Genomic DNA, 21,026 nt, shown 5'->3' on the forward strand with positions numbered 1-21,026 from the left:
GATGGGTAGGAACCTTGCCTGGCGCAGTGACAAGCTCCCCTGCTCCCTGGGGAGGTAGGGGCTGGGGGTGTGGGCAAATTGACCCAAGACGCCCTGCCTCTCAAACTCCGTTTCCAATGGAGCCGCCTCCCAACGCCCTCCCAAAGAGAACTCGGCATAACTCTTCAAATAGATTTGCAGGAACAGTTTTCCAACTGCGGTTTAAGACGCCTCGTCGCGCCCCTGAGAAGCCCGCCGCGCCTCCATGATTGCCTCCCGGTGCTGCTCGGCCCACAGCCAGACCCCACAGAAGGCGGCGCTCAGGCTCCGGCCCATGTCGGTAAGTTCGTACTCCACCCGGGGCGGAATTACCGGGTACACGGTGCGGACCACCAGCCCGTCCGCCTCCATCTGGCGCACGGTCTTGGTCAGCATCTTCTGGCTGATGTCCCCCACGAGCTCACCCAGGCGTGTGAAGCGCAAGCGTCCGTGCTCCTCCAGGGTCTCCAGAATGAGCATCGTCCATTTATCGGCCACCCTCCCGATGATCTCCCGGACGAGGGCGTCCAACTCGGGATCGGCCTGCTCGGGCCGGGTGCTGTGGTCCTCCTTTATGCCGTACATCACGTCACTCTCCTTCGATTCAGTATGGCACTTTCGGGTGCCTACTTCCCTTTAGTAAGTGGAGGACCTATCCTCCCAGTCAGGAGGAACACTATGCAAGTGAGCGGCAATACCATCCTGATTACGGGCGGGGGTTCTGGGATTGGACGGGCGCTGGCCGAGGCGTTTCATGGCCGCGGTAATCAGGTCGTCATCGCGGGGCGCCGCCAGCAGGTGCTCGATGAAGTCACGGCGGCCAATCCCGGTATGGAATCGGCGGTCCTCGATATCGAAGACGCGGACGCGATACGCGATTTCGCGGAACAACTCAAGCTGGACCACCCGGCCCTGAACGTGGTCATCCACAACGCGGGCATCATGCGCGCCGAGGCCATTCAGGACAGCTCACTGGATGATGCCGAGGCGACAGTGGCGACGAATCTGCTGGGTCCCATTCGCCTGACCGCGGCGCTGCTGCCGCACCTTCTGGCCCAGCCGCACGCGGCGATCATCACTGTCTCGTCCGGGCTCGCGTTTCTGCCGCTGGCGGCGACCCCGACCTACAGCGCGACGAAAGCCGCCGTCCACTCCTACACGCAATCGCTGCGCCATCAGCTCAGGGACACGTCCGTCCAGGTGATCGAACTGATCCCGCCCTACGTGCAGACGGAATTGATGGGACCCGGGCAGGCAAGTGATCCTAACGCCATGCCCCTGAGGGATTTTATCGACGAGGTGATGGCAATCCTCGATTCCTCTCCCGACGCGACCGAGATTCTGGTGGAGCGGGTCAGGCCGCTGCGCTTTGCCGAAGCGGGGGGGAATTACCCGGCCTTTTTCCGGCAGTTCAACGACGCCAGCTCGACCCATTGAGGGCCTGCGGACGGGGCCGCCCCACCCGACGAGAAGGCCGAAGCTCTAGTATTTCCCCACCCGCTCCACCAGCAGCGCGAAAAAGCCGTCCGCGTCCACATCGGTCATCACCTCGGCGTTGGGGGCCTTGCCGGTCACGCCCCACACGTCCGCGACAGTGCGCCCCCGGCTGGGGCCTTCCGTCAGGTCGATCTCCACGTGCATGGGGGGTGTCCTGAAGAGTTCGGGGCGCAGCAGCCAGGCCACGGTGAGGGGGTCGTGCAGGGCTCCACCCTCCCAGCCGTAGCGCACGCGGTGGTGCTCGGCGAAGAACTCCAGCAGCACGGCTACGAACTCGCCGACCTCGGTGCCCAGGGCGCGAAAGGCCGCCACACGGGCCGGGTGTGCGATGGCCTGATGCGAGGCGTTCAGGCCGATCATGGTGAGGGGCACGCCGGAGGTGAAGACGATGTGGGCGGCGTGGGGGTCGGCCAGGGCGTTGAACTCGGCAGCGGGCGTCCAGTTGCCGGTGTCGGTGGAGCCTCCCATCCAGACGACCCGCCGGATCAGCGGCGCGATATCGGGGGCGAGGCGCAGGGCCAGGGCGACATTGGTGAGCGGGCCGGTGGGCACCAGCGTCACGTCGCCCGGATGCTCGCGCACGGCCCGGATCAGGAAGTGGACGGCATGTTCGTCCTCCAGACCACGGCTCGGCGTGGGCAGGTGCGGGCCGTCGAGCCCGCTCTCCCCATGCACGAGTTCAGCGCTGATGGGCGGCACGACAAGCGGGCGGCCCGCGCCCCGATGGACCGGCACGTTCGCCCCGGCGAGTTCGCGCACGATCAGCGCGTTACGGGTGGTGCGGTTGAGTCCCACGTTGCCGAACACGGTGGTCAGGCCCAGCACTCGCAGTTCCGGGCTTGCCAAGGCAAGCAGAAAGTTCACGGCGTCGTCGTGGCCGGGGTCGCCGTCAAGGATGACGTTCATAGGCATGGCGGGTATTGTTTCATCCCTTAACTGGCCTGGATAAATTGACCGTAAGCTTTGTGCCATCCGCGTCAGGAAGAGGCCACTACACTGGAGTCATGAAGGGCCTGCGTGAGTTCATAGACTGGCTGCGGGAGGCGCTCAAGGGCGCGCCCCAACCCCAGCCGGTGCCCATTCCCGTCCGCGTGCGCGACCGTCGCTGACCGGGCCACCTCCTCCACCTTTTCCCGTCCACCCCGCCCGGGTGGGCGTTTTTCTGGCGTCTCCGGCGAAAAGGCAGCCCAACTCCTCCACCATACCCCTGCGCGTGAGGGTTCGCTGTGGACCATTCGCCTGACTTTCACCTGACGTGGACCCTAGAGTGAACTCCCGGGCCCAACTCCCCTGAGCTCTGGCCCCGGAGAAACGGAAAGAGGTGAAGCCGTGCATATTTATCAGCTGTCAGGCCGGAACGTGGACGTCACCGATGCGATGCGCGATTACGTGGAGGAGAAGCTCACGCGCCTGGACCGCTTCAGCGACCAGATTACCGACGCGCGCGTGATTCTGACCGTCCGGGACGTGCGCGACGCCGGGCGGCGCAACCGCGTCGAGGTCCAGCTCAATGTGCCCAACGGCATCATCCGGGCCGAGGAACACCACGCAGACATGTACGCGGCAATCGACCGCGTCTCCGACGTGCTGGAGCGCCAGCTTCGCAAGTTCAAGACCCGTTACCTCAAGCACCGCCAGGACGCCGCGCCCCAGCCCGAGGTGGGCCTGGCGGAGGCGGACGTGAATGCCGGGGTGGACGACGAGGTGACCGAGTTCCGCCCCGAAATCGTGCGCCAGAAGCGCTTCAGCCTGCGCCCCATGAGCCCCGAGGACGCCGTGACCCAGATGGAGGCCCTGGGCCACGACTTCTACGTCTTCAAGAACATGGACACGAACAGTTGCGCGGTGGTGTACCGCAGGCGCGACGGGAACTACGGCCTGATCGAGCCAAGCTGAGGGAGGCCGCGGGGGTGGGGGGGCACTGTCCCCCTCACCCTCACGTCTTTCTCATGCATTGGGACGCCTGTCCCCCGGCATCTGCTACGCTGGGGCGTTCATGATCGCGCACGTGATCAATCCCGGATCGAGCAGCGTGAAACTCGCCTGCGCCGACCTCCAGCCCAGCGAGAATCCGGCCCTGCCCGGCCAACTGCGCCTGAGCCTGACCCGCGCCGAGGTGCCTCTGGAGGGGCCTCCGGGCGAGCAGGACATCAGCGCCCTGACCCGCGCGGTGCTGGACATGACCGCGGGCTGGCCTGCCCCGGACGCCGTCGTGGCCCGGGGGGGCTGGCTGGGGCGGGTGGCGGCGGGCACTTACCGGGTCACGCCGGAACTCGCGCGCTATGCGGCTGACGAGGACCGCGACGGCCTGGGCAGCGTCCTTGCCCTGGGGGTGGGGGAGGCGCGGGGGGTGCCCGCCTTCGTGGTGGACCCCCAGAGCGTGAACGAACTGCTTCCCGAGGCGCGGGTGACCGGGGTGCGGGGGGTGACGCGAGAGGCCCGCTTCCACGCGCTTAATGCCCGCGTGGTCGCTCGCCGCGCCGCGCACGAAGTCGGCCTGCGGCTCCAGGACGCCCGGGTGGTCGTCGCGCATTTGGGGGCCACGACCAGCGTCACGGCCTTCGACCGGGGCCGCGCCATCGACACCAGCGGCATGGGGCCCGACGGTGGGCCGCTGGGGGCCCGCCAAGCCGGGCCGCTGCCCACCACCACCCTGCTGCGGCTGGCCGGGGAACACCCCCGCACCGAGCTGCTCCGGTCTCTCGCCGCCGAGAGCGGTTTCCTGGCCCTGACCAGCAGCGCGAACCTGAGGGAACTGGAGGCGCGCGAGGAGAGCGACCCGGCCGTGCAGGCCGCCGCCGCCGCCTTCGTCCACCAGGCGTGCAAGGCCATCGGGGAGCAGTGCGGGGCGCTGCCGGGCCGACCGGACGCGCTGGCAATCACCGGGGGGGCAGCCCACTGGGAGGCCGTGGTGGACCGCATTGAGCGGCGCCTCGGCTGGATCGCCCCCGTGATCATCGTCCCCGGTGAGCTGGAACTTGAGGCGCTGGCGGAGGGCGCGGGCCGGGTGCTGCTGGGCCTGGAGGCGCCCCGGGACTGGACGCCCCCCGTCCCTGACCCGGACGGAAGCCGCTAGCGTGGCCCGCCGCCGCCCGCCTCGCCCGGCCCCCGAACCCATCCGCGCGACGAGCATGTGGCGGGTAGATCAGGTGTTCCTCGCCCGGCGCGGCCAGCGCATTGAGGTCACCTGCTCGCTGGTGAACGACCGCGGCGGCCTGCGAAACCTCAGCGTGGTGGCCCCCACCGACGACCCCCCGGAGGCCCTGCGCCACGCCGCGCGCTTCATCGCCGGAAGGGGCAATGTTTCCAGCGCCCGGCAGGCCCGGGTGCGCTGGGCGCGCGAGCAGACCACCACCCTGCAAGACGAGCTGATCCGCGACCGCGCCCTGGAGGACGACTTTCAGGACGCCTTCGAGGACACCATGCAGGAGGTGCGCGACCGGATGAGGTAGGAACAGCCGTCGGTGCCCCGCCGTGCAGGTGATCCTGGACTAAGGCGCGGCATTTCCGGCGGGGAAGAGAAGACCCGCTTCCCTGTGGGCCGACGCGCTGGCAGAGCTTTCCCTCCACAACCAAAGAAAAAGCCCCACCGGATGGTGGGGTTCTGTGGTTGCAGGGACAGGATTTGAACCTGTGACCTCCGGGTTATGAGCCCGACGAGCTACCAGACTGCTCTACCCTGCGTTACCTCTTGCTTGCGCGCCTTTTTTGGCGCTCAGGAATAGTAGCGCGGGTTCAAAAATATGTCAACTGCCGCTCCGGTGAGCGATGCGGCGCTAGGCTGGGGCCGTGACGGAGACCAGCCCGGAGAGCATTCAGGGGCGCAAGCTCCGCCATATCGAGGCCTGCCTGCTGCCGGAAAGCCAATATGCGGGCGTGACGACCGGCTTGGAGCGGGTGCCTTGGCCCTACCGGGCGCTCCCGAACCTTGATCTGGAAGACGTGAGCCTGGAGACGGCCTTCCTGGACCGGACGCTGGCGGCCCCCGTGCTCATCGGAGCGATGACAGGCGGGGCGCAGCGGTCGGCCGTCATCAACCGGAACCTCGCCATTGCCGCGCAGAGGCTGGGGGTCGGCCTGATGTTGGGTTCGCAGCGGGTGATGCTGGAGCGCCCCAGTACGGCCGCCAGCTTCCAGGTGCGCGAACTGGCGCCCGATGTGCTGCTGGTCGGGAACCTCGGGGCGGCGCAGTTCGGGCTGGGCTATGGCGCCGGGGAGGCGGAGCGGGCAGTGCGCGGGGTGGGCGCGGACGCCCTGGCGATCCATGTGAATCCGCTCCAGGAGGCCATGCAATCGGGGGGCGACACCCGTTGGGCCGGTCTGGCTGCGCGGCTCGCCGAGGTCGTCCCCGCCTTGCCCTTCCCGGTGATCCTCAAGGAGGTGGGGCACGGGCTGGACGGGGCGACCATTCGGGCTGTGGCGGGGGCGGGCTTCGCGGCGCTCGACGTGGCGGGGGCGGGTGGCACGAGTTGGGCGCGGGTGGAACAGCTCGTCCGGTACGGCGAGGTCCTCATGCCCGACCTGTGTGAGGTGGGCGTTCCGACCGCCCAGGCCCTGGTGGACGCCCGCCGCGCAGCGCCTGGTACGCCCCTGATCGCGTCCGGTGGCATCCGCACCGGTCTGGACGCGGCCCGTGCCCTGGCCCTCGGCGCGCGGGTTGTCGCGCTCGCCCGGCCCCTGCTCGAACCCGCGTTGGAGAGCGCCGAGGCGGTGGAAGCCTGGCTCTCCCGTTTCATTCACGAGTTGCGGATTGCCCTGTTCGTCGGGGGATATTCGGGTGTCGGGGCGGCCAGGGGAACGGCGAGCCCGGCGCGTTGAGGAGGAACGGACCCGGGCCTCAGCGCCGCGCCTCCACCCCCAGCAACTGCGCCCCCAGGCTGCCGTAACTCACCTCGTCGGCGGGGGGGTGGGTCAGGCCCGCGCGGGCGTCGCGCAGCAGGCGTTCCAACGGCAGCGCGGGCGTGAGGGCCGCTCCCCCCGCCGTCCGGACGGCGAGGTCGGTGGCACTCACCGCGGCGTTCGTGGCGTAGGCCTTGGCGACGGCCAGGGCGGGAACGGCTTCGTTGGTCGGCGCGTCGTCCCAGCCCCGCGCGGCCTCCAGGAGAAGGGCGCGGGCCGCCCGCAACTCGCCCGCGATGCGCCCCACGTTCTCCTGCACTCGCGGCAGGGTGGCGATGGGGGCACCCAAAGCGGTCGGCACCCGTTCCCGGGCGTAACCCACCAGGGCACCCAGCGCCGCGAAGCCCACGCCCAGGTACGTCGCCGCGATGGCCGTCCAGAACCACGCGCTGCTCGCCGGATGCCCCGGTACGGGTGGGGCGAGGAGGTCGCCGGGCACGTGGACCCCCGCGAACGTCACGTCATGGCTGCCGCTGCCGCGCAGGGCGAGGGCCCCGGTCCAGGTGGGCTCGATCCCCACGCCGGGGGCGTGCATGTCCACGAGCAGCCGGACGACCTCGCCCCCCGGGGTAGCCGCGCTCACCACGGCGAGGTCGAGGGCGCGCGCCCCCGTCGCCCAGGTCTTGCGCCCGGTCAGGTGCCAGCCGTCCCCCTCCGGCACGGCAGTCGTGCGGGGCAGGCCGCCGCGCGAGGGGCTGCCGAGTTCCGGCTCGCTCGCCAGGGCGTTCACCAACCGCCCCTCCACACTCGCCCGCGCGAGGGCTGCGAGCATTGGCCCAGGCAACGTGCCCCCCTGAAAGGCCGCGCCGACCACGTGGGTGTGCATCGCCAGCACCAGGGCGAGTGCGGCGTTCGCCTGGCCGAGCGTGAGTTGCGCCGCCGCGTACTCCTCCAGGGTGGCGCCCAGGCCTCCCCGCTTCCGCGGGAGGGTCAGCCGGGTGTACCCGCTCGCCCGCAGGGCCGCCGCCGCCGCCGGGGTCACGTCCTGCGCGGCCTCGCAGGCCTCCGCGTGGGAGCGGATGGCCCGGGCCGCGCGGTCAGTCACGTCTTGCAGGGTGGGGGAGAGGACGTGCGTCACGCCCGGCAGGGTAGCGTCTGCACCCGGCCCCGCCTATGTCAGCGCGGACAGTTCAGGCCGGGTGAGGTGCCGCGCCGTCCAGCTCGCCGCACTTCCAAGAGGCGAAGGTGCAGGCGAGCCGCGGCGCCTCCCGCGCCCCAAGACCCCCGCAATAGGCGCGGACAAACGCGGCCAGGAGCGCGTCTCCCGCCCCGTCGGTGCTGACGACCGGCCGCGTGGGCACGGCGGGCTGGTGCCAGGGCAACCGCCCCCGCTTCGAGAGCAGCGCTCCGCCCCCAGCCCGATCACAACGAGTTCCGGGTCCCAGGCCCCGCGGTAGGCCCGTAACGTGTCCGGCGGGGGGCAGCGAGAGGTTTGCCCCGCTCAGGGGTAGGTCCAGGCGTCGCCTGGAGGTCGGTGACGACTGGAACGCCCACGGCCTGCGCGAGGGGAAGCAGTTCGCGGGTCCACGTGGCGTTGGTGAGAACGGCGACCTGGGCTTCCGCCAGCGCATCTTGAGAGAGCGGGATGGGAGCCGCCCGCTCTGGCAGGCCCTTCAGGTCGCGGTAAATCTGCCGGACACCCTCGGGCGCGCTCAGCACCAGCGAGAGCGGCGTGGCGGGCGCGAGCACGGGGTGGAGCTGGATTCCCGCTCTCCCCGCCGTCTCCCGAATGACCTTTCCCGCCGGGTCGTCTTCCAGGAAGGCCAGCCGCCGCACCTCCGCCCCCAGCCGTGTCAGGGCGTTCGCCACGTTGAGCCCCACCCCGGACACCCCGAGCGTCAGGGCACCGGGATACTCCGCGCGCTCGACGGCGGGCAGCGTCGGCGAGGAGGCCGCGAAGCCCGGTTCCAGATTGACATTCCCGCGGACCACGGCCCGTAGCGGGGAGGAGGACCTGGCCAGTGTACCCCCCTCCCGGATTCGCTTGAAACAGAATATAATATTGTCACTATGTCTAAGGCCTCACGAGATTCCGCACGTGCCGTCATCCAGGCCCGCTTTCGGGAGAGCGTGGACCGCGACGTCAGCGGCCTCGCCGCCGGGCAGTGCCAGGAGGGCGGGCTGTCCGCCCCCGACGGAACTCCCGCCCATATCCTCTGTCTGGGGAGCCACCCGGCCGTCACGGGGCTGATCTGGGAGGACTTCCACCCGAACTGGGAGGAGGTCGTGTACGTGTACGACGGTACCCGCACCGAGCTGACCCGTTACCTCAACGCCAAGCTGCACCTGACGGTCACGCTCGCCGCCGCCGGGCACGAGAACACTCCCGGCGTCCAGGCCGCCCTGCTCGCCGCGCGGCAGGCCCTGTACGCCCTGTGGATCGCCTGGGCGGGGTACCAGGCCACCACGACCGACGCCCTGGCCCACGCCGTCACCGAATTCGAGGACGTGCGCTGAGGGGAGGGCTGACCCCGTCAGTCCTTTGCCCGCAGGCCGAACAGCAACATATCCAGCACCGCCTCGGGCAGGTCGGCCGTGACCCCCTGAGGAACCTCCGCCAACCCGGAAAGCACGCTCAGAAACGTCCAGCCGCTCACCGCCGTATCGTGCGGCCGAAGTTCGCCCCGCTCAACCCCCACGCGCAGCACCTGCTCGACGCGCGCGAACAACGAGCGGGCGAAGAAGAACTGCACCCGGGCCCGGTGCGGGTCGGGTAATTCGAGGGCGGCGCGGCGCAACACCTCGTGCCCCTGCAGGTTGGTCAGGCCGTACCGCAGCAGACGCAGCAGGGCCTCCGGGGCGGGCAACGCCGCGGGCAGGAGCTGTTCGAGGGCGTCCGCCTCGCCCGCAAGGACCTCCTCGATGGCCGCGACGAGCAGGGCCTCCTTGTTGGGATAGTGGTGGTAGAGGGCGCCGGGCGTCACGCCGCTCGCCCGCGCGACGTCGCGCATATGGGTGGCCGCGTAGCCGCGCTGGGCGACGAGCTGCTTGATGGCCTGCCGAGCCGCCCCCGCCACATCGCGGTCGGCGGCGGTTTTGCGGGGGCGACCGCGGCTGGGGGCGTGGATCATGGCGTGGTCTCACTGTGGCTCATCGTGCAGTGGGGGGACAACCCTCAGGCCTAAATTGAACATCAATTCAATTACCGAGACTGCGTCCAGGTTGCCCGTTCCCGCCCAGGAGGATGCCATGACTGCGCCCGTTGATTCGCCCGCCGCTCCGCCCATGCGCTGGCGCTGGTACCACGGCCTGGCCTTTTACCTCGCTCAGAATGCGGTCGGCTACATCCTGGGTGAACTGGTCAGCCAGGCCCGCGGCACACCGGGCCGCTCACGCCCGTCGAGCTTCGGCCCGTACTTCAAGTCCCTCCGGAATGCTCGCTTCGCCCCACCCTCAGAAGCGTTCCTCCCCGTCTGGGCGGTGAACAACGCCAGCGCGATCTACGGCCTCCTGCGCGCGCTGAACCGGCCCAGGGGTACGCGGGGCCGCGACGAGTTTCTGACCCTCCAGGCACTCTCCTGGCTGGACCTGGTGATCTGGAATGCCGCCTACTTCGCCGTGCGCTCCCCCATTCACGGCCTGGTCCTCACGGTGCTCCTCCTGGTCTTCACCATCGCCAGCGTGTGGGTGGCGGCGTTCCGGCTGCGGGACAGCCAGGTCGCGCTCTCGCTCGCCACGCTCTTCATCTGGCTGACGCTCGCGTCACCCGTGGCCTTTTTTCAGATGCTGTGGAACCGTGACGATCTCTACGGAGTCGGCCCGTTTGCGAACCCCGACCCGCGCTTCCTGCGGCGAGGCGCTGGCCGCGAGGACGGCCGAAACGGGCAGGCGGCCCCGGGCGTCCACGGGAGTGGGTCGGCAGACACCGCTGCGACGGGTGCTTGAAGCAGCTCCGGCAAGTCAACGACACACTGACGTTCCCGGTCCGCAGCCTGACCTTCAGGTTTTCCTCCGCGCAGAGCTGCAGTCGGCCCGTCAGGGCGCCTCGTGGTTGCTGGCCAGTGGGGTCCGGGCGTGCAGAGACGCCCTCCTGTGGGCCGGGTGGGAGAACCTCCGTACCTCGTGGGTAACGCGGTTTGTCGCCCCTCCCGGGGTAGCCTGGGGCAGCCATTCCAGCCCAGCCGCCGCTTTCCCAGGAGGTTCCCACCCCATGACCCAGCCTACCCTGCCCGAATCGTTTCGTGCCCTGCGCGCCGTGAAGGACGATGCGGGCTTCCGCGCCGAGGTCCGGCAGCTCACGCCCGCGGACCTGCCGGGTGGCGACACAGTCGTCCGCGTCACCCACTCCAGCCTGAACTACAAAGACGGTCTGGCGGTGACGGGGAAGCCCGGCGTGCTGCGGTCGTACCCGATGACGCCGGGAATCGACTTGGCCGGGACGGTCGTCAACGACGAGACGGGCGCCTACCAGCCCGGCGACGCGGTGCTGTTGACCGGTTGGGGCATCGGCGAGCGGCAGGACGGGGGGTATGCCGAGTATGCGCGGGTCCGGTCCGAGTGGCTGGTCCCCCTGCCCGAGGGAACCACCGCCGAGTGGGCGATGAGCGTCGGCACGGCGGGCTTCACGGCCATGCTGGCGGTGTTGGCGCTGGAAGACCACGGCCTGACCCCTGAAAGCGGCGAGGTGCTGGTCACCGGCGCGGCGGGAGGCGTGGGCAGCACGGCAGTCGCCCTCCTCGCGGCGGCGGGCTATACGGTCACGGCCAGCACCGGACGGCGGGAGGAGGAGGCATACCTGCGCTCCCTGGGCGCCTCGAACGTCGTTGGCCGGGAGGAACTGCCTGGGCTGAAGCGGCCCCTCGAAAAGGAACGCTGGGCGGGCGTGGTGGACAGCGTGGGGGCCGAGACGCTGGCCGGGGCACTTGCCAGCACCCGCACGCACGGGTCGGTCGCGGCCTGCGGGCTGGCGGGGGGGAGTGCCCTCGGGACCACCGTCTTTCCCTTCATCCTGCGCGGCGTGAACCTCCTGGGCATCGACTCGGTGAACTGCCCCACTCCCCGCCGCCGCGCCGCCTGGGAACGTCTGGCCCGCGATCTTCCCGCCCCCCGTCTCGCAGACGTGACGCAGATTCGCCCGCTGAGCGACGTGCCCACACTCGCCAGGGCGATTCTGGCCGGGCGGGTGCGGGGCCGCACGGTGATCGACGTGAGGAGCTAAATTCCGCACGTTTAGTGATTACGCGGGCAGCGTAACGCGTTATTCTGTCCTCGATGACCGCCACCGCCCCTTCCACCACCGACCAGCGCGCCCTGCAAACCCTGAAAAGCGTATGGGGTTATGACGCCTTCCGGGGCGTGCAGGCCGACATCGTCCGCACGGTGGTGGAGGGGGGCCATGCGCTCGTGCTGATGCCCACGGGCGGTGGCAAGAGCCTGTGCTACCAGGTTCCCTCGCTGCTGCGGAGTGGGGTGGGCGTTGTGGTCTCGCCCCTGATCGCGCTGATGAAGGACCAGGTGGACGCGCTGCGGCAGGTCGGCGTGCGCGCGGCCTTCCTGAACTCCACCCTCGGCCCCCAGGAGGTGCGGGAGGTCGAGTCGGCCCTGACCGCCGGGGACCTCGACCTGCTGTACGTGGCGCCCGAGCGGCTGCTGCTCCCGCGCACCCTCGACCTGCTCGACAGGGCTCCGGTGGCCCTCTTCGCCATCGACGAGGCGCACTGCGTCTCCCAGTGGGGGCACGATTTCCGGCCGGAGTACGGGCAGCTTCACGTGCTGCCGGAGCGGTTTCCGCACATCCCGCGCGTGGCCCTGACCGCCACCGCCGACGAGCGCACCCGGGCGGACATGCTGCGCGTCCTCGGCCTGCACGGGGCGCCGCAGTTCATCTCCTCCTTCGACCGGCCCAACCTCCAGTACCGGGTCATGCCCAAGGAGGGGCCGAAAACGCAGCTCCTTGACTTCATCCGCACTGAGCACGAGGGGGACGCGGGTATCGTGTACTGCCTGTCGCGCAATTCGGTGGAGGAGACGGCGGGGTGGCTCCAGGCACAGGGGGTGGACGCGCTGCCGTACCACGCGGGCCTCTCGCCGCGCGAGCGCAACCACGCGCAGGACCGCTTCCTGAACGAGGAGGGGCTGGTCGTCGTGGCGACCGTCGCCTTCGGGATGGGGATCGACAAGCCGAACGTGCGCTTCGTCGCCCACCTCGACCTGCCCAAGAGCCTGGAGGGGTACTACCAGGAGACGGGCCGCGCCGGGCGCGACGGCCTGCCGGGCACGGCCTGGATGGTCTACGGCCTCGCCGACGTGGTGAACGTCAAGCGGATGCTCGACCAGAGCCTGGCGCCCCCTGACGTGAAGCGCATCGAGGCCGCCAAGCTCGACGCCCTGCTGACCTACTGCGAGGCCGCGACCTGCCGCCGCCAGGTGCTCCTGGCGTACTTCGGCGAGACGCTGGAAAAGCCCTGCGGCAACTGCGACGTGTGCCTGAACCCTCCCCGTGTGCGCGACGCCACCCGCGAGGCGCAGATGGCCCTCTCGGCCGCGGTCCGGACAGGCAACCGTTTCGGGGCGGCCCACCTGACGGACGTTCTACTCGGCCGTGAAACCGAGAAAGTCCGGGCGATGGGGCACCACCAGCTCCCCACCTTCGGCGTCGGCAAGGAGCACGACGAGAAGACCTGGCGGGGGCTCTTGCGCCAACTCGTCAGCCTGGGGTATCTGGCGGCGGGAGAACACCACGGCCTGAGCGCCACCCCCAAGGCCCGCGCGCTGCTGAAGGGCGAGGAGACGCTCAAGCTGCGCGAGGAGACGCTGGCCCCGAAGCCAGCCCGGGCGGGGCGCGACCGCTCGGCCCGGCAGAACCGTGCCCCGGTGGGTGCCCAGGATCAGCCGCTCTTCGAGGCCCTGCGGCAGTGGCGGCTGGGCAAGGCGCGCGAGCAGTCGGTCCCGCCCTACGTGATCTTCAGCGACGCGACCCTGAAGACCATCGCCGAACTGCGCCCCGGCAGCCTGCAAATCCTGGGAACAGTAAGCGGCGTCGGCGGGCGCAAGCTGGAAGCCTACGGCGAGGAGGTGCTGGGGGTGGTGCGGGGGCATTCGGGCGGGCCTCGTCCGATGTCCGGTCGTCAGCCCACCGAGGCCGAGCGCGGCGCGGCGGGCAATGCGGCGGTGCTGGGACTCTTGCGCGGAAGTGTCAGGCCCCCAGCCCCCACCCCCGAAGTCGGAACCTGGCCTTCGACCCTCTTTCCGGACTCGCCGTCCCCACAACCCGCAGCCGACGACCCACAACCTCACCACGGGGTCGCCGAAGCCCTGCGCGAGCTTCGCAAAGAACTCTGCCGCGAGACGGGGCTCAGCGCCTTCGTGATCTTTCCCAACGCGACGCTGGCGGCACTGGCGGAACGGCAACCCCGCACGCTGGCGGACCTCCGGGGCCTCCCCGGCCTGGGCGAGAAGCGCATTGAGGCTTACGGCGAGCGGATCATCGACGCGGTGCTGACCGCGCTGGACGGGTAGCCTGGGGCATGTCCGCCACTGCCTTGCGTCTGAGTCACGCCTTTCGCCGCAACCTCGGCCTGATCACCCGGCACACCGGGGACGTGTCGGAGGAGGCCGCTCTCGTCCGAGCGGGGGAGGGCAGCAGCCTGAACTGGGTGGTCGGACACTGCCTGGCGAGCCGTACCCGCATCCTGGAGAGTCTGGGTGCCCTGCCGGAGGGGCTGGACGTGTCGGCTGTCCGGGGCTGCTACGGCCGGGGGACGGCGCCGTACCCGGACGCCGCCTGGCTCCTCACCGACCTGCTGCGCTGGCTGGAGGCCTCGCAGACACAACTGGAGTCGGCGCTGTCCACGGCCAACCTGTCCGTTCCCAGCGAGTCGCCCTTCGGCGCCCTGCCGCTGGCGGACCTGCTCGACCAGTTCGCCTGGCACGAGGCCACGCACGCGGGGCAACTCGCGGTGCTGCGGCGGGTGGCGGCCTTAGTCGGCGCCTGACGTTTCCCGGGCCGCACCCGGCGTCTGGGCTACGGCAGGCTTCCCCGCCCGCAGCACGAGGCTAAGCGCGAAGCCCGCCGCCACGAGGACGAAGGCAAAGACGTAAGCGCGCCTGAGCCCCTCCGCCAGTGCCGGTCCGCCTGCGGCAATGGCCGCCGAGCCGATGAGCAGGGCCATCAGCGCCACACCCAGCGCGCCGCCCATCTGCCGGGCGAACAGCACGCCGCTCGTGACGGCGCCGAGTTCCGGGCGGGCCGCCTCCTCCTGCGCCGAGAGGAGCAGGCTGAGCATCGCAAAGCCCATCCCCATGCCGACCACGAAGCCCAGGGCCGACGTGACCCACAGCGGCGCGTGGACCACCAGCGTGAGGAGGGCGAACGTTCCGGTAAGTACCAGAAAGCCCACCTGCGCCAGCCGGGCGAGCGGCACCCGGGTGAGCAGCCGCGCGCTCAGGATGCTCGTCAGCGTCCAGCCCACCAGCATGGGGGTGAGGATTGCCCCCGCGCCCGTCGCGCCGCCCCCGCCCACGCCCTGCGCGTACAGTGGGAGATAGGCGATCACGCCGAAGTAGGCCGCGCCGCCCAGGAAGTTGCCGGTAAAGGCGATGGCCGTCGCCCGCCGGGCCAGTGCCCGCATGGGGAGCAGCGGGTCCGGGTGCCGCCGCTCCACCGCCACGGCGGCGAGCAGGATGAGCAGGCCGGGCAGGGCGAGCGGCCAGGCGCGGCCCTCCAGACCCCACACAGTCAGGCCGCTCCCCAGCGTGAAGAGGGCCGCCCCCGCCCAGTCCAGCCGCGCGGGGCGCGGCGTGCCCGTCTCGCGCAGGTGCCGCCAGGCGATCAGCAGGGAGGCCAGCCCGAACGGCAGGCTCGCGTAGAAGGTCCAGCGCCACGACAGCGTGTCCGTCAGCCACCCGCCCAGCAGCGGACCCAGCAGGCCCGACAGGCCCCACACCCCGCTGATGAAGGCCTGCACCCGCCCGCGCTCGGCGAGCGAGTACGTCTCCCCGATGATCGTCAGCGTGAGGGGGAGCACTGCCCCCGCCCCGAGTCCCTGGAGCGCCCGCGCCGCCACCAGCCAGCCCATGCTCTGCGCGAGGCCGCACAGCGCGCTCCCCAGCAGGAACAGCACCACCCCGATCAGGTACAGCCGCCTGCGCCCCAGCACGTCCGACGCCCGGCCCCACAGCGGGCTGCTCACGGTGCTCGTGAGCAGGTAGACCGCGAAGGGCAACGCGTACAGCCGTTGGCCCCCCAGGTCCGCGATCACGCTGGGCATGGCGGTCGCCACCACGCTCGATTCCAGCGCAGCGAGAAACACGCCCAGCACGAGGCCAGTGGTGGCGATCTGTCGGGCACGCCGCGCGTCGGGGGACAGGGGGGAGGCCTCACTCATGGGGCGCAGGCTAACGTCCCTGGTGAGCGGGCTGCCTGGATGCCGCATCTCTTTCTGGCAAAGCATGAAGGAACGCTCTGACCGCCGTCACGATCCGCCGCTCGGTCTCCTCCCGGGTGGCGGTGGGCTGGCCGTCCCCCCTCTGCGGCCCGTACCGCCCGAAGAAGGCGTGGACCGCTCCTGGCAGTACCGTCAGGGTTGTGTCCGGTGGCAGCCGGGCGAGGCCACCCCGCACGTCCGCCGCGCTCGCCACCCCGTCCCGTTCGGCGAGGAGGGAGAGAACTGGATAAGGGGCATTCTGCAGGCTCACATTCTGCGCCGGGTAGGCGGCCATCAGGATCAGGCCGGAGAGGTCCTGTGGGTGTTTCGCCGCATAGCTCGCAGCCATCGCCCCGCCCAGCGAGTGCCCGGCGAGAACGACCCGCTTGCCCTGTCCGAACCGCGAGATCAACTCCCCCGCCCGGTTCACCCCCAGCACGGCCAGGTCGAGCGGAAAGACCGGGATGACTGTCTGCACCCCGTCCGCTGCGAGCGCGCGGCCCAGCCACTCGTACGCCTGGGGCCGCACCAGCCCGCCGGGGTAGAGGACGAGCAGGGTGTGCGCCCTCCCGTTCCGAGGCCGAATGTCGATGAAGGGGTGCGGTTCCCCCTCCAGCCTCACCGTCGCTACCGCGCCCGGATAGGCCGCGTCCTGCCCCAACACCAGGGGTGGGCGCAGGAGGACCGTGCTCAGCCTGCCGACCGCCCCGCCCACGAGGAGCACCAGGATCAGGGCCAGGACCGTGCGGAGCCGGGGCGAGAAGGAGAGGCGGCCTTGGAGGCGAGACATGGGGCCAGCGTAGGGCAAAGAAAGACCGCCCCCGGGAGGAGGGCGGCGCGGGAGAGGAAGGCTTTAGCGGCGATCCGTGGGCAGGGTGGAGATCGCGCGGTGGGTGGCGGCGCCGCGAGCACCCATCGTGGCGAGGAGCAGCGTCAGGCCCGCGCCCAGCAGCCAGGCCAGGCCGGTGTTGCGCGCGGTGGTGCGGGCGGTCTGCTCGGCGGCGTTCGCCAGGTCGGTCGCCTGCTTCTGAAGGCGGTCGACCTCGTTCGTTACCGTCGTGCGAACTTCCTCGGCCTGGGCCTGGCTCAGCCCCTGACGGGTCAGGCGGCTCACGAACTGCTCGCCGGTGAGCGCGTTCTTGATTGCGTTCACGCGGGCGGTGGCGAAGTCGGTGATGTTCCCCAGGCTCTGGTTGCCCAGGTCATACTGCGCGCGGCGGAAAATGCCGGTCACCACGTTGGCGGCGGCCGTCACCTGCTCCTGACCCAGGTTGGGGCTGGCGTCGGCGATCAGGTTCGACACGTCCTGCTGGTCGATGCCGTTCAGGAAGCTCTGGATGCCGCCATTCTGGTTGGCCGCGTTCCCGGCCGCGTCCGCCGCGGTCCCCGCCGCGTTGGCCGCCGCGCCCGCCACGTTGCCCACGATGTTGCTCGCGGTGCCGATCAGTCGGCTGGCGGTGTTGAAGGCGAACAGGGTCGAGAGCAGCACGAGCAGGCCGCCCGTCACCAGGCCGGTGAGGGTGGCGTCGCTGTGGGTCATTGCGGCGATGCCGTCGTCGTTGCGGGTGGAGGGGGCGCTCGCACGCACGGCGGTGCGGCCCGCCGCCCAGGCTCCTACCAGCGCGGCGATGGCCGTCCAGATTCCGGCCTGGATGCCCGTGCCCGTCAGGGTGAGGCCGGTCAGGGCGGTGATGACCAGCCCCAGGGCGATGATGGTCAGCGTGGTGACCAGGCCCATCACGACCCCGGCGAGGATGCCTCGCCAACTGATGCGGTGGGAGAGTGGATCGGTGTTCAGCGGCATAGCTTCTCCTTGTCGCGCCGTCCCCGCCCCGGGGGAAAGGTCACGGCGCACCCCACCTCCTGCTGGAGGTTCGGGGTGCCTCGGTGCCCACCCTAAGCTTCACTGCCGCAGTTGGCGTTCCCCGGACGCTTAATACCCCCCTCATATGGCGTTTTCGCTGACGGCGCCGTTACACGAAGGCGCTGAACCCTGTGATCGCCCGCCCCACCACCAGCGTGTTGATCTCGTTCGTGCCCTCGTACGAGTAGATCGCCTCGGTGTCCGCGAAGTGCTTGATCACCCCGTTGTCGAGCAGAATGCCGTTCCCGCCGAAGGTCTCGCGGGCGAGCGCCACCGTCTCCCGGCAGCGGGCGGCGGTGACCACCTTGGCGAGCGAGGCGTGCTCGTCGCGCATCTGCCCCGCGTCGGCCATGTGCGAGAGGCGCAGCACGAGCGAGAGCATGCTCGTCACGTTCCCCAGCATGTGGACGAGGTGGTTCTGGATGAGCTGGAAATTCCCGATGGGCTTGCCGAACTGCTCGCGCCTCTGGGCATAGGCCAGCGCCAGCTCGTAGGCCCCGAACGCGCAGCCCACCCCCTGCCACGCCACCCCCGCGCGGGTCAGCCGCAGCACCTCGGCGGTTGTGCGCCAGCCGCGCGTCTCCTGAAGGCGATCCGAGTCGGGCACCCGGCACCCCGTCAGCGTGATGTGCCCGTTCTCCACGATTCGCAGCGCCACCTTGCCCTCGAGCTTCCGCACGTGGTAGCCCGGCGTCCCCGCCCGCACGATGAAGCCCCGCACCTCCTGGGTGTCCTCGTCGCGCGCCCAGACCACCGTGAAGTCACTGAAAGGCGAGTTGCCGATCCAGTATTTCTCGCCGTCCAGCACCCACTCGTCCCCGTCGCGGCGGCAGGTCGTCCGCATCCCCTGGCTGACCTGCGAGCCGCCTTCCGGCTCGGTCAGGCCAAACGCACCGATGGCCTCCAGGTCGAGCATCCTCGGCAGCCACTCGGCCTTCTGCGCGGCGCTGCCCCCCAGCGCGATGGAGGCGAAGGCCAGCCCCGCGTGGACGCCGAAAAAGACGGCGGTCGAGACATCGACTCGGCACGCCTCCAGGGTGATCAGCCCCTCCGTCATCGTCGCGCCGGGCCTCCGGGTGCCGTCCTCGTTCCAGATGCGGCGGGGCAGGTTCAGCTTTCGCAGCTCGGGGATAAGGTGCCGCGGGAACTCGTCGCGGCTCCAGTAGGCGTTCATGACCGGCGCGACATGCTCCTGCATGAAACCGCGCACCGCCAGCCGGACCTCCTGCTGCTCGGGGGTAAGGTCGGCAAGCTGCCCGTAGAAGTCGCCGTCGGGCTCGGGCAGGGCTTTGGGCGCTCCGCCGCCCCTCATCATCCGCGCGAGTTGCCCGAGTTGCCGGTCACTCAGGCGCGAGGCGGCCGAGAGCAGGGCGGGGAGGTCCACCCTCTGGCCCAGCCGCGCCAGCGCTTCGGGGTCGAGTTGGGCGAGCAACTCCGCGGGGTTTTTTGGTTGGGAGGTCATGGGTCCGTTGTACGCGGCAGGGGGTCGGCGGACTGCGAGCCCTAACCCACCCGGTGTTCACTCAATATTCAGCGTTGGACGCGAGGCGGGATGCCCCCCCAATGGGGGAGGGCCGCAGGTGAGGGAACGCCGTGATCCGGGGCACCGTAGTGTGCAGGGTATGCAAACTCCTGGAGTGTGGGCGCGGCTGCGGGCCCTGACGCGCGGTGAGCAGGATGCCGAGACCCTCTACGCCTACCGCCGGGCGGGCGCGCAGGTTCACGAGCTCCTCGACGCCGCCGAGCGCCGCCGCTTCGACCTGACCCTGAGCGGCACGAGCCCCTTCGCCGTGAGGCGGCATGTGGGCCTGGAACTCGCCTGCACCTGGAACGCTTTCGCCCTCCAGACGCTGGGTGACAAGATGCTGGAGGCGGACGAGGTCGCCGACCCCGCCACCGTCGGCTTCGTCCCGCCCGTGACCTTTGGGCAGGTGCAGGCTTACTACGCCGAGGTCCAGCGCTGGCTGGGGTACGCGAGCCATGCTGCCCATGACCCCGACTTCGACCTGCCCGCCGGAACGCTCCCCGCCCGGCTGCCCGAGTGGTCCCCGGTCGAGCCCTGCCCCCGCCCGCACCTCGACGCGATGATCGCTGCACTGGACGCCATGCGCCTGCACGCCGAGGCCGCAATGCACCGGCTGGAGCAGGCCACCCCCCAGGCCGACGCCCCCAAGCTTGCCCGCCTGCGCGGCCAGTTCGCCGAGGTGCTCTCGGGGGCGGGGTACGTCTCGCGCATGTATGTGCCCGGCGCGTCCCTCGCCCTGCACGAGCAGATCGAGGACCACGCCAAACGCGCCATCGAGGGGCTCTACCGGGTCGGCCAGCTCCTGAGCTACCCGGCCCTGCTCAGTGAGGGGGGCCGCGCGGCGAGCGGGGGGAGCCGCAAGACCCTTGCCCGCACGCCCCTGCCGGGCGAACCGGGCTTTGACCCCTGGGCGATGACCAATCCAGACAGCGTGGAGTCCCTGAAGCGTGACCCCAATGCCCGGCGCGTGATCGACGAGATGTGGGCGCTCGACCCCGACCCGGCGGCCAGCGTGGCTCTGTGGGACGACATTCGACGGGCGCTGGAGACGGGCGGCGCGGCCCTCGCCCGGCACCCGAACGGCCAGCCCGTGGGCTTTTACTTCTGCACCCCCTACTGCGCGATCTACGAGGCCCGGCGGCCCCTGGTGATCGGGGATACGCCCGTCCCCAGGGGCCAGCGCTTCTCTCTGGAGTGCGCCGCCGAGGGCGTGCGGATCGGCTATCCCTTCAAGCGCGAGGTCGTGCTGGGCACCTTCCATGCGGCGGCCATTGACTACTGCGACCCCGACCAGCCCCCACCCCACGACGACTGAGCGGGCGCTCTACCATGGCCGCGTGAATCCCAGGCCCATCCGCCCACTGCCCACGCGGCCCGCCGGGTACGTGGAACTCGCGCGTTACAGCAGCCTGGGACGCTTCTGGGCCTACCTGTCGAGCGCCGAGCGCGCCGGGCGGGAGGTCCGGCCCATGCGTGGGGACGCCCCCGAACTCTGCCGCCGCCGCGTCACCGGCTATGCCATGCCCGGCGCCGCCTTCCTGCTCGATACCGGGCGCGTCTCCCAGTCGCTCGACGACGGGTTCGAGACGCACCCGGCGCTCCTCGCCCTGCTCGCGGGTGACCCGGGGCCCCTGCGCGCCGAGCTGAACGCCCACTTCGAGCTGAAGGTCGACTTCGTCCTCGCCTTCACCGCCGCCCGCGACCTGGTGGTCAAGCCGGAGTTCAAGTACGCGCCGCTGGTACGCGGCCTGAGCGACCTGCCCCTCAGCCTGCCCCTCCAGACCCGCAGGCTCGCGCGGGATGAGGTGCATCTTCTCGTGCAGCGGGCGTGCGGTCTGGCGTAGGGAAGGACCGCCCC

The 21,026-nt window shown here is 70.4% G+C and carries 22 protein-coding genes and 1 tRNA gene; 12 read left to right on the top strand and 11 right to left on the bottom strand.

Annotation, left to right across the window (positions count from 1 at the left end):
- Nucleotides 1-201 precede the first annotated feature (201 nt).
- Nucleotides 202-603, bottom strand: a complete 402-nt coding sequence (locus F784_RS0104700; protein WP_040382465.1) for a winged helix-turn-helix transcriptional regulator — start codon at nt 601-603, stop codon at nt 202-204.
- 93 nt (nt 604-696) lie between these two features.
- Here F784_RS0104700 and F784_RS0104705 point away from each other — a divergent pair, with 93 nt between their 5' ends.
- The gene (locus tag F784_RS0104705; RefSeq protein ID WP_019585555.1) at nt 697-1,455 is read left to right on the top strand and encodes an SDR family oxidoreductase; all 759 of its coding nucleotides are present in this window, start codon (nt 697-699) and stop codon (nt 1,453-1,455) included.
- 45 nt (nt 1,456-1,500) lie between these two features.
- On the opposite strand, the gene F784_RS0104710 is transcribed toward F784_RS0104705, so the two are convergent.
- Nucleotides 1,501-2,421 carry a nucleoside hydrolase gene (locus tag F784_RS0104710; protein ID WP_019585556.1) on the bottom strand — a complete coding sequence of 307 codons (921 nt, stop codon included), beginning with the start codon at nt 2,419-2,421 and terminating at the stop codon, nt 1,501-1,503.
- A gap of 423 nt (nt 2,422-2,844) precedes the next feature.
- Here F784_RS0104710 and hpf point away from each other — a divergent pair, with 423 nt between their 5' ends.
- The 3 genes from hpf (at nt 2,845) to F784_RS0104730 (ending at nt 4,967) form a co-directional block, all read left to right on the top strand.
- The gene (gene hpf, locus F784_RS0104720) at nt 2,845-3,411 is read left to right on the top strand and encodes a ribosome hibernation-promoting factor, HPF/YfiA family (protein ID WP_019585558.1); all 567 of its coding nucleotides are present in this window, start codon (nt 2,845-2,847) and stop codon (nt 3,409-3,411) included.
- A gap of 100 nt (nt 3,412-3,511) precedes the next feature.
- Nucleotides 3,512-4,591 (top strand): butyrate kinase, encoded by a 1,080-nt coding sequence (locus F784_RS0104725; protein WP_019585559.1) that lies wholly within the window; start codon nt 3,512-3,514, stop codon nt 4,589-4,591.
- A 1-nt stretch (nt 4,592) separates the two neighbouring features.
- Nucleotides 4,593-4,967, top strand: a complete 375-nt coding sequence (locus F784_RS0104730) for a hypothetical protein (protein WP_026332273.1) — start codon at nt 4,593-4,595, stop codon at nt 4,965-4,967.
- A 155-nt stretch (nt 4,968-5,122) separates the two neighbouring features.
- On the opposite strand, the gene F784_RS0104735 is transcribed toward F784_RS0104730, so the two are convergent.
- Nucleotides 5,123-5,199, bottom strand: a tRNA-Met gene (locus tag F784_RS0104735).
- A gap of 105 nt (nt 5,200-5,304) precedes the next feature.
- Between F784_RS0104735 and fni the strand changes: the two genes are divergently transcribed.
- Nucleotides 5,305-6,333 (top strand): type 2 isopentenyl-diphosphate Delta-isomerase, encoded by a 1,029-nt coding sequence (gene fni, locus F784_RS0104740; RefSeq protein ID WP_019585561.1) that lies wholly within the window; start codon nt 5,305-5,307, stop codon nt 6,331-6,333.
- Between the two features lie 19 nt (nt 6,334-6,352).
- On the opposite strand, the gene F784_RS0104745 is transcribed toward fni, so the two are convergent.
- From F784_RS0104745 to F784_RS22325, 3 genes are read right to left on the bottom strand one after another with little or no spacing between them, the layout of a single operon-like run.
- A complete protein-coding gene (locus F784_RS0104745; protein ID WP_019585562.1) occupies nt 6,353-7,492 on the bottom strand; it encodes an acyl-CoA dehydrogenase family protein in 1,140 nt (379 codons plus the stop codon).
- 52 nt (nt 7,493-7,544) lie between these two features.
- A complete protein-coding gene (locus F784_RS27500) occupies nt 7,545-7,871 on the bottom strand; it encodes a PfkB family carbohydrate kinase (protein WP_281166694.1) in 327 nt (108 codons plus the stop codon).
- On the bottom strand, nt 7,777-8,346 hold the full coding sequence (locus F784_RS22325; RefSeq protein WP_019585563.1) for a carbohydrate kinase family protein: 570 nt from the start codon (nt 8,344-8,346) through the stop codon (nt 7,777-7,779). Before F784_RS22325 ends, F784_RS27500 begins: the two co-directional genes overlap by 95 nt.
- 78 nt (nt 8,347-8,424) lie before the next feature.
- On the opposite strand from F784_RS22325, the gene F784_RS0104755 reads away from it, so the two are divergent.
- Nucleotides 8,425-8,871, top strand: coding sequence for a hypothetical protein (locus F784_RS0104755; protein WP_026332274.1), 447 nt, complete (start codon nt 8,425-8,427; stop codon nt 8,869-8,871).
- A 17-nt stretch (nt 8,872-8,888) separates the two neighbouring features.
- Here the strand turns inward: F784_RS0104755 and F784_RS24405 are convergent, their stop codons facing one another.
- Entirely contained in the window at nt 8,889-9,485 is a 597-nt protein-coding gene (locus tag F784_RS24405; RefSeq protein ID WP_019585565.1) for a TetR/AcrR family transcriptional regulator, read from the bottom strand.
- A gap of 118 nt (nt 9,486-9,603) precedes the next feature.
- Here F784_RS24405 and F784_RS0104765 point away from each other — a divergent pair, with 118 nt between their 5' ends.
- The 4 genes from F784_RS0104765 (at nt 9,604) to F784_RS0104780 (ending at nt 14,348) form a co-directional block, all read left to right on the top strand.
- Complete coding sequence (locus tag F784_RS0104765) at nt 9,604-10,299, top strand: tryptophan-rich sensory protein (protein ID WP_019585566.1); 696 nt, start codon at nt 9,604-9,606, stop codon at nt 10,297-10,299.
- A gap of 265 nt (nt 10,300-10,564) precedes the next feature.
- The gene (locus F784_RS0104770) at nt 10,565-11,572 is read left to right on the top strand and encodes an MDR family oxidoreductase (protein ID WP_019585567.1); all 1,008 of its coding nucleotides are present in this window, start codon (nt 10,565-10,567) and stop codon (nt 11,570-11,572) included.
- 53 nt (nt 11,573-11,625) lie between these two features.
- On the top strand, nt 11,626-13,872 hold the full coding sequence (gene recQ, locus F784_RS0104775; RefSeq protein WP_019585568.1) for a DNA helicase RecQ: 2,247 nt from the start codon (nt 11,626-11,628) through the stop codon (nt 13,870-13,872).
- Nucleotides 13,873-13,880: 8 nt separating this feature from the next.
- A complete protein-coding gene (locus F784_RS0104780) occupies nt 13,881-14,348 on the top strand; it encodes a DinB family protein (RefSeq protein ID WP_019585569.1) in 468 nt (155 codons plus the stop codon).
- On the opposite strand, the gene F784_RS0104785 is transcribed toward F784_RS0104780, so the two are convergent.
- The 4 genes from F784_RS0104785 to F784_RS0104800 form a co-directional block, all read right to left on the bottom strand.
- Nucleotides 14,334-15,740 carry an MFS transporter gene (locus F784_RS0104785; RefSeq protein WP_019585570.1) on the bottom strand — a complete coding sequence of 469 codons (1,407 nt, stop codon included), beginning with the start codon at nt 15,738-15,740 and terminating at the stop codon, nt 14,334-14,336. The two genes, F784_RS0104780 and F784_RS0104785, sit on opposite strands and share 15 nt — an antisense overlap.
- Before the next feature lie 10 nt (nt 15,741-15,750).
- Entirely contained in the window at nt 15,751-16,569 is an 819-nt protein-coding gene (locus F784_RS0104790) for an alpha/beta fold hydrolase (RefSeq protein WP_019585571.1), read from the bottom strand.
- A 63-nt stretch (nt 16,570-16,632) separates the two neighbouring features.
- Complete coding sequence (locus F784_RS0104795) at nt 16,633-17,583, bottom strand: hypothetical protein (RefSeq protein ID WP_019585572.1); 951 nt, start codon at nt 17,581-17,583, stop codon at nt 16,633-16,635.
- Between the two features lie 169 nt (nt 17,584-17,752).
- A complete protein-coding gene (locus tag F784_RS0104800) occupies nt 17,753-19,105 on the bottom strand; it encodes an acyl-CoA dehydrogenase family protein (RefSeq protein ID WP_019585573.1) in 1,353 nt (450 codons plus the stop codon).
- A gap of 160 nt (nt 19,106-19,265) precedes the next feature.
- On the opposite strand from F784_RS0104800, the gene F784_RS0104805 reads away from it, so the two are divergent.
- A complete protein-coding gene (locus F784_RS0104805; RefSeq protein ID WP_040382468.1) occupies nt 19,266-20,483 on the top strand; it encodes a hypothetical protein in 1,218 nt (405 codons plus the stop codon).
- A gap of 22 nt (nt 20,484-20,505) precedes the next feature.
- Nucleotides 20,506-21,012: a hypothetical protein gene (locus F784_RS0104810; RefSeq protein ID WP_019585575.1), complete on the top strand. Its 507-nt coding sequence runs from the start codon at nt 20,506-20,508 to the stop codon at nt 21,010-21,012.
- Nucleotides 21,013-21,026: the final 14 nt, after the last annotated feature.

This window comes from Deinococcus apachensis DSM 19763, assembly GCF_000381345.1.
In the GTDB taxonomy this organism is placed as follows: domain Bacteria; phylum Deinococcota; class Deinococci; order Deinococcales; family Deinococcaceae; genus Deinococcus; species Deinococcus apachensis.